The 15,109-nt window shown below is 68.8% G+C and carries 14 protein-coding genes; 11 read left to right on the top strand and 3 right to left on the bottom strand.

Going from position 1 to position 15,109, the window contains the following annotated elements; all coding sequences use genetic code 11:
* Positions 1-89: 89 nt before the first annotated feature.
* The 9 genes from metG (at position 90) to E4P24_RS04375 (ending at position 9,649) form a co-directional block, all read left to right on the top strand.
* Complete coding sequence (metG, locus tag E4P24_RS04415) at positions 90-2,267, top strand: methionine--tRNA ligase (RefSeq protein WP_188148167.1); 2,178 nt, start codon at positions 90-92, stop codon at positions 2,265-2,267.
* Positions 2,268-2,397: 130 nt separating this feature from the next.
* Positions 2,398-2,703 (top strand): hypothetical protein, encoded by a 306-nt coding sequence (locus E4P24_RS04410; RefSeq protein WP_004064339.1) that lies wholly within the window; start codon positions 2,398-2,400, stop codon positions 2,701-2,703.
* Positions 2,704-2,774: 71 nt separating this feature from the next.
* Positions 2,775-3,062, top strand: coding sequence for a hypothetical protein (locus E4P24_RS04405; RefSeq protein WP_115802290.1), 288 nt, complete (start codon positions 2,775-2,777; stop codon positions 3,060-3,062).
* Between the two features lie 114 nt (positions 3,063-3,176).
* Positions 3,177-4,934, top strand: a complete 1,758-nt coding sequence (gene pyk, locus E4P24_RS04400) for a pyruvate kinase (RefSeq protein WP_004044130.1) — start codon at positions 3,177-3,179, stop codon at positions 4,932-4,934.
* 44 nt (positions 4,935-4,978) lie between these two features.
* The gene (locus tag E4P24_RS04395; protein WP_004064342.1) at positions 4,979-5,227 is read left to right on the top strand and encodes a hypothetical protein; all 249 of its coding nucleotides are present in this window, start codon (positions 4,979-4,981) and stop codon (positions 5,225-5,227) included.
* A gap of 423 nt (positions 5,228-5,650) precedes the next feature.
* Positions 5,651-6,847, top strand: a complete 1,197-nt coding sequence (locus E4P24_RS04390) for a restriction endonuclease (RefSeq protein WP_115860253.1) — start codon at positions 5,651-5,653, stop codon at positions 6,845-6,847.
* A gap of 79 nt (positions 6,848-6,926) precedes the next feature.
* The gene (locus E4P24_RS04385; protein WP_004044134.1) at positions 6,927-7,529 is read left to right on the top strand and encodes an NfeD family protein; all 603 of its coding nucleotides are present in this window, start codon (positions 6,927-6,929) and stop codon (positions 7,527-7,529) included.
* Positions 7,530-7,668: 139 nt separating this feature from the next.
* On the top strand, positions 7,669-8,943 hold the full coding sequence (locus E4P24_RS04380; protein ID WP_115860257.1) for an SPFH domain-containing protein: 1,275 nt from the start codon (positions 7,669-7,671) through the stop codon (positions 8,941-8,943).
* A gap of 82 nt (positions 8,944-9,025) precedes the next feature.
* A complete protein-coding gene (locus E4P24_RS04375) occupies positions 9,026-9,649 on the top strand; it encodes a MarR family transcriptional regulator (protein ID WP_004064346.1) in 624 nt (207 codons plus the stop codon).
* Positions 9,650-9,863: 214 nt separating this feature from the next.
* On the opposite strand, the gene E4P24_RS04370 is transcribed toward E4P24_RS04375, so the two are convergent.
* Positions 9,864-10,133: a hypothetical protein gene (locus E4P24_RS04370; protein WP_004044137.1), complete on the bottom strand. Its 270-nt coding sequence runs from the start codon at positions 10,131-10,133 to the stop codon at positions 9,864-9,866.
* A 281-nt stretch (positions 10,134-10,414) separates the two neighbouring features.
* Here E4P24_RS04370 and aglD point away from each other — a divergent pair, with 281 nt between their 5' ends.
* Entirely contained in the window at positions 10,415-12,289 is a 1,875-nt protein-coding gene (aglD, locus tag E4P24_RS04365) for a flippase domain-containing glycosyltransferase AglD (RefSeq protein WP_006600572.1), read from the top strand.
* A 24-nt stretch (positions 12,290-12,313) separates the two neighbouring features.
* Here the strand turns inward: aglD and yjjX are convergent, their stop codons facing one another.
* Together yjjX and E4P24_RS04355 are read right to left on the bottom strand one after the other, a co-directional pair.
* Entirely contained in the window at positions 12,314-12,835 is a 522-nt protein-coding gene (yjjX, locus tag E4P24_RS04360) for an inosine/xanthosine triphosphatase (RefSeq protein WP_004064348.1), read from the bottom strand.
* 20 nt (positions 12,836-12,855) lie between these two features.
* Complete coding sequence (locus tag E4P24_RS04355) at positions 12,856-13,662, bottom strand: helical backbone metal receptor (RefSeq protein ID WP_115802285.1); 807 nt, start codon at positions 13,660-13,662, stop codon at positions 12,856-12,858.
* Positions 13,663-13,938: 276 nt separating this feature from the next.
* Here E4P24_RS04355 and E4P24_RS04350 point away from each other — a divergent pair, with 276 nt between their 5' ends.
* Positions 13,939-14,946 (top strand): transcription initiation factor IIB family protein, encoded by a 1,008-nt coding sequence (locus tag E4P24_RS04350; RefSeq protein WP_004044141.1) that lies wholly within the window; start codon positions 13,939-13,941, stop codon positions 14,944-14,946.
* The last annotated feature ends 163 nt before the right edge of the window (positions 14,947-15,109 follow it).

Raw genomic sequence — 15,109 nt, 5'->3', positions numbered from 1 at the left:
CCCGGCGAACCTCGGGGCAGAATCGCACCGCCAGACAGACGCATCCGAAGCGGCGGGCTTTAGGCCCGCTTCCGAGATACACGACATATATGAGTCACGAGGACTTCCCCACGGAGAACCCAGCGGTGGTGACGTGTGGACTGCCGTACGCGAACGGCGACCTCCACATCGGCCACCTCAGAACGTACGTCGGCGGCGACATATACAGTCGCTCGCTGCGAACACTCGGCCAGCAGACGGCCTTCGTCAGCGGGTCGGACATGCACGGTACCCCCGTCGCCGTCAACGCCGAGAAGGAGGGCGTCACGCCCGAGGAGTTCGCGCTCCGCCACCACGAGAAGTACGAGGCGACGTTCCCCCGCTTCAACATCGAGTTCGACAACTACGGCCACACCCACGACGAGACGAACACCGAACTGACGCAGGAAATCGTCCGCACGCTCGAAGCCGAGGGCTACGTCTACGAGAAGGAGATTCCGGTCGCCTACGACCCCGACGCGGACCAGTGGCTCCCCGACCGCTTCGTCGAGGGCGCGTGTCCGTACTGCGGCGCGCACGCCCGCGGCGACGAGTGCGACGAGGGCTGCGGCCGCCACCTCGAACCCGGCGAAATCGAAGACCCGACCTCGACGCTCACCGGCAACCCCGCGGAGTACCGCGAGCGCGAGCACAAGTTCTTCGCCGTCTCCGACCTCCAAGACTACCTGCAAGAGTTCATCGACCGCCTCGAAGGCACCTCGAACGCCCGGAACCAGCCCCGCGAGTGGATCGAGGGCGAACTGCAAGACTGGTGTATCACCCGCGACATGGACTGGGGCATCGACTACCCGGGCGTCTCCGAACCCGCCGAGGATTCGGAGGCAGACCAGACGGAGTCTGGGCGTGACGAGGGCGACGAGTCGGACGGCAGTTCGTCGCCGTCCGACACCTCCGACCTCGTCCTGTACGTCTGGGTCGACGCCCCCGTCGAGTACGTCTCCTCGACCAAGCAGTACACGGAGCGCGTCGGCGCCGACACCTTCGACTGGGAGGCCGCGTGGAAGGACGCGGGAGACATCGTCCACATTATCGGCCGCGACATCATCCAGCACCACACCGTGTTCTGGCCGGCGATGCTCCGCGGCGCGGGCTACGTCGAACCGCGTGCGGTCATGGCCTCCGGCTTCATCACGCTCAACGGCAAGGGCTTTTCCACCTCGCGCAACCGCGCCGTCTGGGCCGACGAGTACCTCGACGAGGGCTTCCACCCCGACCTGCTTCGGTACTACCTCGCCACCAACGGCGGCTTCCAGCAGGACGTGGACTTCTCGTGGTCGAAGTTCAAAGACCGCGTGAACAGCGAACTCGTCGGCACGGTCGGCAACTTCCTCTACCGGTCGATGCTGTTCGCGTACCGCAACTTCGAGGGGACGCCGGACGCGGAGGTGTCCGAGGAAGTCGAAGCCCGCATCGAGGAGGCCATCGACGAGTTCGAAGCCGGCATCAACGACTACTCGGTCCGGAAGTCCGGCAACGCCGCCGTTCGCCTCGCGCAGTTCGGCAACGAGTACATCCAGCGCAACGAGCCGTGGAAGCTCACCGACGAGGACCCCGAGGCCGCGGCGCAGGTCATCCGCGACTGCGTCCAAATCGCGAAGGCCATCGCCGTGCTGTTCTTCCCCGTCGCGCCGGAAAAGATGCAGGCGCTCTGGGAACAGCTCGGTGAAGACGGCTCGGTGGCCGACACCGGCGTCGACGACGCCTTCGAGGCCCCGCCGGCGTCCTTCGGTGAGCCCGAGGCGCTGTTCGAGAAAATCGAAGACGAGCGCGTCGAAGAGCTCAACGAGAAGCTCGAAGCGCGCGTGGCCGAGACGGAATCCGAAAGCGACGAGTCCGACGGGGACGCCGAGGAGGATATGGACGCTGACACCGACACCGACGCCGACATCGACTTAGAACCCATCGCGGACGACCGAATCAGCTTCGAGGAGTTCCAAGAACTCGACATCCGCGTGGGCGAAATCGTCGCCGCCGAGGGCATCGACGGCGCGGACAAACTCGCCAAGCTCACCGTCGACATCGGCGTCGAAGAGCGCCAAATCGTCGCCGGCATCAAGCAGCTTCACGACCTCGATTCGCTTTCCGGCTCGAAGGTCGTCATCGTCGCCAACCTCGAAAAGGCCGAACTGTTCGGCGTCGAGTCCAACGGGATGCTGTTGGCCGCGGGCGACGAGGCCGACATCCTGACGACCCACGGCGACGCCGTCCCCGGCACGAAGGTGCAGTAGACGGCCGTTCCGACCCGATACGCGACCGACCGCGACCCGATTTTTTCGACGCGCCGTGTCGCTGCCGATACCGTCCTCGTGGCAGACGCGGACCACAGCGCCTAACTGCGCCGACCCCCGAGCGTCGGCCATGCGAATCGGAAGACGGGAAGCGGTCGGAATCGTCGTCGCGCTCGCGGTGTTCGCGGGCGTCGTCGCCGCGGTCACCGGCGGCGGCGCGGGCACCCTGACCGTCGAGCGCGTGGACGAACTCCCGCAGGGACAGGGCGCGGTCGCCTTCGGCAACCTCGACCCCGACCAGCGCGAGACGTTCGCGGAGGCCGTCTCGACCGGCGAGCCGGTGGCGCTACCGAACGAATCGGCGCGAAACGAGTTCGTCGACCCCGGCTACGTTCGGTACGACGGCGACATCTACCGGACGACCGTCTCCGACTGAGCCGGCGTTCGGCGCTCGAATCCCGCCCCGAGACCGGAGCCGATTTGAGCGGCGGCGCTGGAGCGCCGTCCATGCGAGTCAGCGTGTTGCTCGCCGCGGCGCTCGTCCTCTCGACGGGCTGTCTCGGCGGCGGAAGCGGGACGGCGAGGCTGAGCGTCACCCGAGTCGACGACCTCCCGCAGGGCGAGGGGGCCGTCTCGTACCAGAACCTCGCCCCGGACCAACAGTCTGCGTTCCGGCAGGCGCTCGGGGGCGAGCCCGTGACGCTCCGGAAAGGAACGGACAGAAACGAGTTCCGCGACCCGGGATACGTCAGATACGACGGAGGAATTTATCAAACGACCATTATAGTTCCGTGAGGCCGCCCGAGCGGTCAGTTCGACGGGCGAACTATAGAGAGTACGTATGCGAACCCGTTACTCGGCACCGAGTTCATCATCGGGCTTTTTTATCAGTCACTCGTAGGCGACGCCATGAGAAACGCAAAAATCGTCTGCACCCTCGGTCCCGCGTCGTTCGACCGAGAGACGATTCGCGGGCTCGCCGACGCCGGCATGAGCGTCGCCCGGATGAACGCGAGCCACGGCAACGTCGAACACCGGTCCGACGTCATCGACAGCATCCGCGCCGTCGACGACGCGACCGACGAACCGCTCGCGGCCATGCTCGACCTGCAAGGCCCCGAAGTCCGAACCGCCGACATCGACGAGGACATCTACCTCGAAACCGGAAGCGAGGTCCGCTTCTACGAGGGCGACGAGGCCACGCCCGAGGCCGTCGGCCTGTCGTACTCCATCACCGCCGCGGAGGCCGGCGACACCATCCTCCTCGACGACGGCCGCATCGAGGCCACCGTCGAGTACGTCGAGGACGATTCGGTCCACGCGACCATCGTCTCCGGCGGGGAGCTCAGCTCGCGCAAGGGCGTGAACGTCCCCGGCGTCGACCTCGATATCGACCTCATCACCGACTCCGACTACGAGAACCTGAAGCTCGCCGCCGAGAAGGAAGTCGACTACGTCGCCGCCTCGTTCATCCGCGACGCGGAGGACGTCTACACCATCAGCGACACCCTCGAGAACCTCGGCGCGGAGATTCCCATCATCGCCAAAATCGAGCGCGCCGGCGCGGTCGACAACCTCGACGAAATCATCCAGGCGGCCCACGGCGTGATGGTCGCCCGCGGCGACCTCGGCGTCGAGTGCCCCCTCGAAGAGGTGCCCATCATCCAGAAGCGCACCATCCGCAAAGCGCAGGCCGCGGGCGTACCGGTCATCACCGCGACCGAGATGCTCGACTCGATGGTCCGCTCGCGCCGCCCGACCCGCGCGGAGGCGTCCGACGTGGCCAACGCCGTCCTCGACGGCACCGACGCCGTGATGCTCTCCGGCGAGACCGCAGTCGGTGACCACCCCGTCCGCGTCGTCGAGACGATGTCCCGCATCGTCAAGGAAGTCGAAGCCAGCCCCGAGTACGACGAGAGCCAAGAACAGCGCGTCCCGACCGCCGACGAGGGCTCCCGCACCGAGGCGCTCGCCCGCTCGGCGCGCTACCTCGCCCGCGACGTGAACGCCGCGGCCGTCGTCGCCGTCTCCGAGTCCGGCTACACCGCCCGGAAGACCGCGAAGTTCCGCCCCGGCGTGCCCGTCGTCGCCGTCACGCCGAACGACCGGACGCGCCGCCAGCTCGCCGTCTCGTGGGGCGTCTCGGCGCAGTACGCCGATTACAGCCCGAGCGTCGAGGGCGTCATGGACGACGCCGTCACCGCCGCGCTCGACGCCGGCGTCGCGGAGTCCGGCGACACCATCGTCGTCCTCTCCGGCATGATGACGGAGCTCGAAGGGACGAATACGACGAACATGCTCAAGGTCCACGTCGCCGCCGAGCCCGTCGCCACGGGCCGGAAAATCGTCGGCGGCCGCGTCGCCGGCCCCCTCTACCGCACCGAGGACGGCGACCTCACGGACGTCCCCGAGGGCGCGGTTCTCGCGCTGTCGTCCGAGTTCGACGGCGAGTTCGACGGCGACGCCGACAAGCTCGCCGGCATCGTCGACGCCCGCGCGGGCATGACCGGCTACCCGGCGCTCGTCGCGCGCGAACTCGACATCCCGATGGTCTCGGGCGCGCCGCTGCCGAAGACCATCGCGCAGGGCGCGACCGTCACGCTCCACGCCGAGCGCGGCATCGTCTACGAGGGCGACGTCATCAACCACGACCGCGACAGCCGGTAGGAGTGCGGTAGCCCTTTCCCGCCGCGACGCCTACGCACGAGTCGATGTCCCGCGCACCCTCTCCCGAGGCCGACGACGACCGCGACGGTGACGGCGATGGCGACGGCGACGGCGAGTGGCGCTTCGGCGTCGACGACGTCGGCCCCGACGGCATCATCGACGACGAGCCCGAGTTCGAACAGCTTCCCATCGAACCCGAGTCGCCGCGGGCGGAGAACATCGTGTTCGTCCTGCTCGGCGTCCTTCTCGCGGTCGGACTCATCGTCGTCACCGTGTACCCGGGCGCGTTCTGAGCGACCCGCCGGACGCAGACCGCGACCCACTGTGAGAGCCGGCTTCCGCCGTCCGACTTTCCGTTTTGATAATCGGGACTGTTGATTTATGTGACCCCGAGGGGAACCACCGCCAACTCCCCGGCCCAGCCGAGTTGAGTCGCGCAGTCCGCACACCTCCCGTGGTGGTCGCCGCGTCGGTGCGCTCCGCGGCACGCCGGGTTCCGACGCCGGTGGTCGCGCCGCCCGCGCCCGCGACGGACCCACCCGCGGTGGCGACCCCACGGTGGCGACGATATCCCTCCCGGCCGTCGCGTGCTTCGCACCGAACCGGCCGCACGGCGGCCGCGACGCCGACGAACACCCAGACGACAAGATGACACACGACCGACGACGCGGACACGACCGACGACCCGCCCCCGACGGCCCGGAGGGACGCGAACAGTGACGAGACTCGTCGAACTCGAACCGACGAAGTTCGTCCGCTTTCTCTCGGACCTCTGGACGCAGCGGAACTGGCAGACGAACGCCCAGCCCCGCGGCGAGGGGAGATACCTCGTGCAGGGCCAGCGCGGCGACGGCACGAAGGGACTCATGCTCGTGCTCCCGACCGTCGAGACGACCGTCGAAACCGAGCACATCAAGGGCTTCGTCGCGCACGCGAAAAAGCGCGGCGTCGACACCGTCGTCGTCGCCACGCAGGGCGAGTTCGCTGACGCGGTCCGCGGGTTCGCCACGAACCACGACGTGACGCTGTTCGACCGCGACGAACTCGGCGAGACCGTCGCCGACGAGGGCCTCGAACAGACCGTCAAGCAGTACACCGACGGCGACGTGTTCGAGACCGCCGAGGTCGAGTTCGGCCTGCCGTTCGACCTGCCCGAACCCGTGGAAGACGCGTTGGCGTCGCTCCCGATAGCCGCCGTCCGCGAGCGACTCGCCGGGCTCATCGACGGCCGTGGCGACGCCGGTGGTGGTGACGGCGATAACGGCGGCAATAGCGGTGACGGCGGTGGCGGCGATTCCTCGGCGGGGTCGCTCCGCGACAGGCTTCCGTCGTCGGTCGACGACCTGAAATCCGGGTCGCCGCCGAGCGTTCGCGTCGTCGTCGTCGCCGTCCTCTTGCTCGTCCTCGCGCTCGGCTCCGTCGCCGTGCTCGGGCCGATGCTGGACGGACTCGGCGGGTCGAGCGGCGGCGGTTCCGGGGGCGACCACGGCGTCTCCGTCTCCGCCCTGTCGAGTGCGAGCGCCGACTCGGCCGACGTGGTCGCCCGGTGGAACGCCCAAACGACCGACACGCTTCGGGTCGGCAATCAGACGTACGCCCCGCCGGAGGGAGAGCGGTTCGTCGTCGTCGGCTTCAACGCGACGGCCACCGGCGACTCGCCCGGAACCCTGTCGCAGTCGGCGCTCGTGTTCGAATCGGACGGCGTCAGATACGGGCACCAACCGCTGTCGAACGCGACCGGCTTCGACAACGGCGGGCTGTTCGCCCCGGGCGATGACGCGCACGTCTGGACCGTCTTCACCGTGCCGACGAACGCGACCACGGGGACCGTCCTCGTCCAGCCGACCAACGAGGACACCGTGGCGTTCGTCCACGACGACGCCGTCTCGACCGACCCGAACGGCGACGACTGAGCGCGACCGAATCCGGCGCGTCGAACGCGCGCCGCGTTCGACCCTCAATCCTTAATCGGGCGACGGCCCTAGACCCGGTATGGCATACCCGCCGCTCCCGTTACAGACCGGTCTCGTCAGTCCCGAGACGCTCCCGCTGTTGCTCGTGCTCGCGGGGCTCGGCCTGTCGCTCGCGGAGGCCATCGCCCCCGGCGCGCACTTCGTCGTCCTCGGCGTGGCCCTCCTCGCGGCGGGGCTGGCCGGTCTCCTCATCGCACCGCTGGCAAGCCCGATTATTCTCGGGCTGCTCGTCTTCGTCTTCGGCGCGCTCGCGCTCTACGGCTACCGAGAGCTCGATATCTACGGCGGGAAGGGAGAAGGGAAGACGAGCGACTCGGACGCGCTGACGGGCAAGATGGGGCGCGTCACGGAGCGCGTCACGCCGACCAGCGGCGAGGTCAAACTCGACGAGGGCGGCTTCAACCCCTACTACGCCGCCCGGTCGGTCCACGGCGAACTGGAGGCGGGAACCGAGGTCATCGTCGTCGACCCCGGCGGCGGCAACGTCGTGACCGTCGAGGGAGTCGGTCCCGGCGAGGACGAAATCGACCGCGAACTCGCCCGCGAACGGGCGCGGCGGCACGAGGAGTCCGCGGAGCGAGACGAAGAAGAACTCGAACGCGAGGGCACGGAAGGCGTCTGACCGCCGGCCACGACGCCGCGGTCGGCCCGAACCGCCACCGACCCGAACCGCCATCTGACGCCCCGTCAGCCCCGAAACCGTCCGACGTGACGCCCGTATCACACGAATACTTATCATTCTTCCAACCCAAGGCGGGCGTATGGACCTACTTGCCCTCCAAGCGGGGCTGGGTATCGGAGGCGTCGTCGTCGGCCTCCTCGTGCTCGTCCTCGCCATCGTGACGGTGTACCAGATGGTCGAAATCGTGGACGCCTACGAGAAGAAGGCGCTCACGGTGTTCGGTGAGTTCCGACGGCTCCTCGAACCGGGTATCAACTTCATCCCGCCGTTCGTCTCTCGGACCTACGCGTTCGACATGCGGACCCAGACGCTCGACGTGCCCCGGCAGGAAGCCATCACGCGCGACAACTCGCCGGTCACGGCCGACGCGGTCGTCTACATCAAGGTGATGGACGCGAAGAAGGCGTTCCTCGAAGTCGACGACTACAAGCGCGCCGTCTCCAACCTCGCCCAGACGACGCTCCGGGCGGTCCTCGGGGACATGGAACTCGACGACACGCTCAACAAGCGCCAGGAAATCAACGCCCGCATCCGCAAGGAGCTCGACGAGCCGACCGACGAGTGGGGCGTCCGCGTGGAGTCCGTCGAGGTCCGCGAGGTCAACCCCAGCGCCGACGTGCAGCAGGCGATGGAGCAGCAGACCTCCGCCGAGCGCCGCCGCCGCGCCATGATTCTCGAAGCGCAGGGTGAGCGCCGCTCCGCCGTCGAGCAGGCCGAGGGTGAAAAGCAGTCGAACATCATCCGCGCGCAGGGTGAAAAGCAGTCGCAGATTCTCGAAGCGCAGGGTGACGCCATCTCGACGGTGCTCCGCGCGAAGTCCGCCGAGTCGATGGGCGAGCGCGCCATCATCGACAAAGGCATGGAGACGCTCGAACGCATCGGACAGGGCGAGTCGACGACGTTCGTCCTCCCGCAGGAGCTCACCTCGCTCGTGGGCCGCTACGGCAAACAGCTCACCGGCTCCGACGTACAGGACATGGAGGGCCTCTCCAGCAAGCAGTTCGACGAGGAGACCCGCGAGCTCATCGGCCTCGACGACATCGAGGAGATCCTCGGCCAGATAGACCAAGCCGCGGAGATGAACGTCGAACAGCTCGAACAGGAGGCCGAGGCCATCAAGGCCGGCGCGGAGGTCAACGACATCAAGTCGCCCGACGAGGTCATCGCCGAGGCCGACGAGGACGAACAGCCCATCAAGTCGTCCGACGAGGTCGTCGCGGAAAGCGAGGGCGCAGGGGACGCGGCCGCGACCGACGGCTCGGCGGACGCGAACTCCGCGGGCAACGGCCAACCGGCCGCCGACGAGGCCGACGACGACGAAAGCGAGATGTCCTTCGAGAAGGACCTCGAATAGTCGCATCGACTGACCGTCCCGGATTCGGACGGGTGTACACGCCGAAGCCCTTTTCTTCGCGCCGTCTCGTATGTGGAGGTAGATGTCGAACCGCCGGGTAGACGAAGACAAGCGCGCGACCCTCCGTCGATTCGCCGCGCTCGGGGCCGCCACGCCGCTCGTGGGCCTCGGGGGCGGCGACGACGGCGAGGACGACTCGTCGGGGTCGAGCGACGCGCGGGACGCCATCGTCGGCTACGTCGCGTCGACGCCCGGCGCGCACTTCTCGAAGGTCCGCGACGACCTCCAGTTGGGAACCGGCGAGACGCAGTACCACCTTCGGAACCTCGTCGACGACGACACCCTCGAAGTCAGCCGCGACGGCGACTACAAGCGGTTTTTCCCCGCGGGCCGGTTCTCGGAGTTCGAGCAGGTCACCCTCGGCTACCTGCGCCGCGACACGCCGCGCGGGATGCTCGTCCACCTGCTTCGCGACCCCGCGGCGACGGGGAGCGAACTCGCCGCCCGACTGGGCGTCTCGCGGGCGACGGTGAGCACCTACGCGAAGGAACTCGACGCCGTGGGCCTCCTCTCGCGCGAGGACGGCTACGCGGTCCGCAACCCTGAGACGGTTATCACGCTGCTGATTCGCTACGCCGACTCCTTCGGCTCCGACGCCGCGGCGTTCGCTGACGACGCGGCCGAACTCATCCGCTTCGACCCCTGACCGGGCCGGGAGTCGGTGCCGGCGCTGCTCCGTCGATTCGGAACCAGAACATTCAGCGGCGGCGCTGGGACGCGAAAAAACCCGAAAAAACAGGGATGGAACGACGTGGGGTGGGAGACGACGGCGTTCCGTGCGTGGTGGCGCGAGGGAGGACGCGCCGGGGTGCACGCCGGAGACGGCGTGCGGCGGGGCAGAGTGAAGCGTCAGCGGGGGCTCAGACGGTCACCTTCCACGTCGTGCCGGAGGAGTAGCCCCACTTCTCGACGGTCACGTCGAAGTCGCCGTCGAGGATGGGACGCATGTTCGCGCCGACCTCCTTCGCGGAGAGGTCGAGGTCGTCGGCGATGAGGCGGGATTTGAAGTACGTCTTCGCGCCGGCGTTCGAGCGGAGGTAGTCGAGGATGCGGCGCTGTTTCTCCGAGAGGCTGGGTTTGGTGTCGGGGGCTTCGCCCTCGACCGCGGCGGCGGAGGCGGTCGTGCTCATACCTACACAGAGAGACGAGACGCCTATCAGGGGTTTGGTACGGGAGCTTAACACGTCGCAGTCTTGCGATTTCCCCCAAAAACGAGCCCTCGGGGAGGCCCCACCGCGCCGTCGCAGGTACAGTCGCCTAACAGCCACGCGACGCGGACACATCAACGGGGAGACAGTCGGGGGAGACCGGCACGCCGTCGAACGCGCGAGCGCTCCGAACTTCCGTCTAAGCGGAGCGTACCGACTCCAAGACAGAAAATTCATACGCGGATAGCGGCCATACGACGACAATGGGTCGCCCGACAGAACGACGCCCGACCGCCGCAACCGCGGCCGGCGTCGAAGTGAGCGTTGTCCTCCCCGCCTACAACGAGGCGCGGACCATCGAGAACACGGTCCGCGTCACCGTCGAGACGCTCGAATCGTTCCTCCCCGCCGACGCCTTCGAGGTCATCGTGGCCGAAGACGGCTGCGACGACGAGACGCCGGCGATAGCCGACCGGCTGGCCGCCGAGGACGACCGGATTCGCCACTACCACAGCGACGACCGCCTCGGCCGCGGCGGTGCGCTCGAACGCGCCTTCGAGGCCGCCCACGGCGGCACGCTCGTCTACTTCGACACGGACCTCGCCACGGACATGCGCCACCTCGAAGAGCTGGTCGAGCGCGTCCGCTCCGGCGAGTACGACGCCGCGACCGGGTCGCGCTGGATGCCCGACCGCGTCGCCGACCGCCCGCCGAAACGCGGCGTGCCGAGCCGCGTCTACAACGGCCTCGTCCGCCTGTTCCTCCGCTCCGACCTCCGAGACCACCAGTGCGGCTTCAAGGCGTTCAGCCGCGAGACGTTCGAGGCGCTCCGAGACGACGTGGAAGACGACCACTGGTTTTGGGACACGGAGATGCTCGTCCGGGCGCAGCGCGCGGGCTTCCGAGTCGCCGAGTTCCCCGTCGATTGGGAGCCGAAAGGCGACACGAAAGTCGACCTCGTCCGCGACGTCCTCGGGATGGGAAGCCAGATTCTCCGGACGTGGTGGCAGCTCACGGTCCGGCCGCGCATCACCCGCCGGGTGACCATCGTCGCCGGCCTGCTTTTGACCGTCTTCGCACTCGCGCTGATGACGCTGTACATCGACCCCTCGGAGGTCATCTCGGTGCTCGGCGACGCCGACCCCGCGCTCGTCGCGGCCGCCGCGATTATCTACGTCGTCTCGTGGCCGCTCCGGGGGATTCGCTACCGCGACATCCTCCGCGAACTCGGCTACCGCGAGAAGGCGGGCTTCCTCACGGGGGCGATATTCATCAGTCAGACCGGGAACCTCGTGTTCCCCGCCCGCGCGGGCGACGCCGTGCGCGCCTACGTCGTGAAGGCGCGCCGGAACATCCCGTACCCCTCGGGCTTCGCGTCGCTGGCGGTCGAGCGCGTCTTCGACCTGCTCACCATCGCGGGGCTCGCGGGCGTCGTCCTCGTCGGCCTCGCGGCGACCGGCGGCCTCGACGACATCGCCACCGTGCTCGCGACCGGCGTGAGCGGTGGCTCGGTCGACGTGTCGGCCGACGACGTGCGCACCGTCGCCTACGTCGCCACCGGCGTCGGCGTCGTCGCCATCCTCGGCGTCCTCGGCATCGCGCTGTCGGCCCGCGCGGACCGGAACGTCGTCCGGGCGTTCGTCGGCCGGTTCTCGTCTGACTCCTACGTCGAACTCGTCGCGGGCGTCATCGAGCAGTTCGTCTCCGACTTGCAGGCGGTCGCCGGCAACCGCGCCGCCTTCGGCCGCGTCGGTCTGACGAGCCTCGCCATCTGGACCGTCGACGTGGTGACCGCGGTCGTCGTCCTGCTCGCGCTCGGCGTCGACATCGACCCCGTCGTGCTCGTCGGCGTCTCGTTTTTCGCCGTGAGCGTCGGCAACCTCGCGAAGGTGCTTCCGCTCTCGCCCGGCGGCGTCGGCCTCTACGAAATCGCCTTCACGGTGTTCATGGCCGCGCTCGCGCCGGTCACGCCCGCCGCCGCGCTCGCCGCCGCGGTCCTCGACCACGCGGTGAAAAACGCCGTCACCATCGTCGGCGGCGTCGGCTCGATGCTGTCGCTCAACGTCTCGCTGACGACCGCGGTCGAAGAGAGCGCCGAGGTGCGCGACCGCGAACACGAACTCGCTGACTCGAAGTGACGCGCGCAGTCGGCTCAGTCCGACTCAGTACAGTTCGCACCGGAACGGCGCGAACGCGCCCGTGACGGCCGATTCGAGCGCGTCGGTGCGAGTGAGGCGGCCGCCGGTGAACACGCCCGCCGCGCCCTCGTTTTTCGCGATATCGTCGGTGCCGAGCACGTCGTCCATCACCGGGCCGAGTTCCTCGCCCGCGTCGATGCGGTCCGCGATGCGGGCGGGGAGCGCGAGGCTCGGTCCCGCCGCGCGACCGACGCGCTCGCCGTCGGTCACGGCCGCCCACATCACGAGGTACAGGTCGGTCTCGTCTGTGCCGTCGCCGGCCGAGAAGGCCGCCACGCCGCCCTCGATGCCGACGCCGAAGTCGTAGTCGCCCGCGTCGAGGACTCGTTCCGCGCGGGTGACCGCGCCCGCGATGGTCTCGTCGTGGCCCGTCGGCTGTTCGGAGACGCCCGAGTCGACGGCGACCGCCGCCACGGAGGCGTCGGGACAGGTTCGTTCGACCGCGCGCCGCTTCACCGGGTTGCCGCTTCCGACCGCGATGTCCATGTCGGAAGCGCGTCGCCCGGTTATTTCCCTTCGTCGGATTCGGTCGGGGTCGCGGTCGCAGTCTCGGACGCGGCCGCCCACGGCTCGGGGAGGTCGGCGTCGGGGTGCAACAGCCGCGCGAGGCGGTCGACGCCCGAGACGACGGCGGGACTCGGCTGATTGAGAAGCGAGTCGTCGACGGCGTGGACCGCGGCGTCGAGATTCCACCCGCGAGCGTCGAACGCCTCGGGGTCGCCGCGCTCGCCTTTTCCGCAGGGATGGAGAACCACGTGGTCGGGGTCGGCGGCCGCGACGGTCTCGGGGTCGACTTCGGCGGACCGCTCGCCGGGCGCGACGAGCGGAGCGGTACCGCCGGCGACGCGGACGAGGTCGGGAACCCAGTTGCCCGCGGCCATCGGTGGGTCCGCCCACTCCTCGCAGTAGACGGCCGGGCGGTCGCGGCCGGCGACCGCGTCGGCGACGCGGGCGAGGTGGTCGCGGCAGTCGTCGGCGAGCGCCGCCCCCGCGCCGGCGTCGCCCGCGGCGTCGCAGACGACGGGAAACGAGTCGAGCACCTCGTCGAGCGTCGCGGGCGCGACGTGAACCACGTCGTAGCCGCGGTCGCGGGCCGCCGTCGCGACGTCCGACTGGAGGTCGTCGCAGGTGCAGACGGCGTCGGCGTCGAGGTCGTCGACCCGGTCGAAATCGGGGTTCAGCCAGCCGCCGACGACCGGCTTGTCGGTCGACGAGTGAACGGTCGCCCCGACGACGTGGGCGTCGAGACCAGCGGCGGTGAGAATCGCTGTCGCGCTCGGCGCGAGCGAGACGACGCGGGGGGTCGCGGCCATGTGTAGTCGTAGCAACGCACCTTCGTGAAAAGTATGTGTCGCGTCGTCGGCCGCCGGGACGCCGGCGGGGCGTCACCGATGAGTCGCCGGCGAGGTCTCGAATCCCTCACGAACCTCAATCACTCGTGTGATGGCCTCGCACGGGTGAACGCCGCCGCTTGCCGAAAGCGATACCAAACCATTTATGCGGTCGTCTGCGGTTGCTGGTGTTACGGACAGCATCCGGGTTCTAGCCGCCTCTAACCACCCATTCCCGGAGCACCCGCCGTCGTATCCATGAGTGAACGAATCTGGACCCGAAACCCCGGCGCACAGGAGCAGGAACGAAACACGCAGAACGGCCGACAGGAGGCCGAGACCGAACAGGAAGAGACGAAGGGCGACACGCTTCAGTGCCCCGAGTGCGGCGGTCACGTCGTCACCGACGACGAACACGGCGAGACCGTCTGTAACGACTGCGGCCTCGTCGTGACCGCCGACTCCGTCGACCGCGGCCCCGAGTGGCGCGCGTTCGACGCCCGCGAGAAAGACGAGAAGTCCCGCGTCGGCGCGCCGACGACCAACACGATGCACGACAAGGGCCTGTCGACCAACATCGACTGGCGCGACCGCGACGCGTACGGGAACTCGCTGGGCGCGCGCCAGCGCCAGAAGATGCAGCGGCTCCGCAAGTGGAACGAGCGGTTCCGCACCCGCGACTCCAAGGAGCGCAACCTCAAGCAGGCGCTCGGTGAAATCGACCGCATGGCCTCGGCGCTCGGCCTCCCCGAGAACGTCCGCGAGACCGCCTCGGTCATCTACCGCCGCGCGCTCGACGACGACCTGCTGCCCGGTCGCTCCATCGAGGGCGTCGCCACGTCGTGTACCTACGCCGCCGCCCGCATGGCCGGCGTCCCGCGCTCGCTCGACGAAATCGCGGAGGTCTCGCGCGTCGAGAAGAGCGAGGTCGCCCGCACCTACCGCTACATCGCCCGCGAACTCTCGCTCGAAGTCAAGCCCGCCGACCCCGAGCAGTACGTCCCGCGGTTCGCCAGCGAGCTCGGCCTCTCCGACGAGTCGAAGATGCGCGCGCGCCAACTCCTGAAGAACGCCAAGGAGAAGGGCGTCCACTCGGGTAAGTCGCCGGTCGGCCTCGCCGCCGCCGCCGTCTACGCCGCCGCCCTCCTCACCAACGAGAAGACGACGCAGGCCGCCGTCAGCGACGTGGCCGACATCTCCGAGGTCACCATCCGCAACCGCTACCACGAACTCCTCGAAGCCGAGGAGAACCTCGGCCTCGTCTGAGGACCGAGTCGGACCCCCGCGCCGAACCGCGGTTCGACCCGGACGAGCGTCTCGATTTCCGCTTATTCGCCCGCCAGCGGCGGCGCTCGACGCGACGGGTCACGGTAGAATCGAACCGCACGAGCCGACGGCACCGCGGCGGCCGTCCCCGCGCCGAGGCGAA

It is taken from the genome of Haloferax sp. AS1 (genome assembly GCF_014530665.1).
Taxonomy (GTDB): Archaea; Halobacteriota; Halobacteria; order Halobacteriales; family Haloferacaceae; genus Haloferax; species Haloferax volcanii.
This window is presented reverse-complemented; position numbering and strand designations above follow the sequence as displayed.

Coding starts and splice junctions, on each gene's coding strand:
- metG (WP_188148167.1), top strand. CDS start 90: ATGAGTCACGAGGACTTCCCCACGGAGAACCCAGCGGTGGTGACGTGT.
- E4P24_RS04355 (WP_115802285.1), bottom strand. CDS start 13,662: ATGGCCGCGACCCCCCGCGTCGTCTCGCTCGCGCCGAGCGCGACAGCG.
- E4P24_RS04375 (WP_004064346.1), top strand. CDS start 9,026: ATGTCGAACCGCCGGGTAGACGAAGACAAGCGCGCGACCCTCCGTCGA.
- E4P24_RS04405 (WP_115802290.1), top strand. CDS start 2,775: ATGCGAGTCAGCGTGTTGCTCGCCGCGGCGCTCGTCCTCTCGACGGGC.
- E4P24_RS04350 (WP_004044141.1), top strand. CDS start 13,939: ATGAGTGAACGAATCTGGACCCGAAACCCCGGCGCACAGGAGCAGGAA.
- pyk (WP_004044130.1), top strand. CDS start 3,177: ATGAGAAACGCAAAAATCGTCTGCACCCTCGGTCCCGCGTCGTTCGAC.
- E4P24_RS04385 (WP_004044134.1), top strand. CDS start 6,927: ATGGCATACCCGCCGCTCCCGTTACAGACCGGTCTCGTCAGTCCCGAG.
- E4P24_RS04395 (WP_004064342.1), top strand. CDS start 4,979: ATGTCCCGCGCACCCTCTCCCGAGGCCGACGACGACCGCGACGGTGAC.
- E4P24_RS04410 (WP_004064339.1), top strand. CDS start 2,398: ATGCGAATCGGAAGACGGGAAGCGGTCGGAATCGTCGTCGCGCTCGCG.
- E4P24_RS04380 (WP_115860257.1), top strand. CDS start 7,669: ATGGACCTACTTGCCCTCCAAGCGGGGCTGGGTATCGGAGGCGTCGTC.
- aglD (WP_006600572.1), top strand. CDS start 10,415: ATGGGTCGCCCGACAGAACGACGCCCGACCGCCGCAACCGCGGCCGGC.
- E4P24_RS04370 (WP_004044137.1), bottom strand. CDS start 10,133: ATGAGCACGACCGCCTCCGCCGCCGCGGTCGAGGGCGAAGCCCCCGAC.
- yjjX (WP_004064348.1), bottom strand. CDS start 12,835: ATGGACATCGCGGTCGGAAGCGGCAACCCGGTGAAGCGGCGCGCGGTC.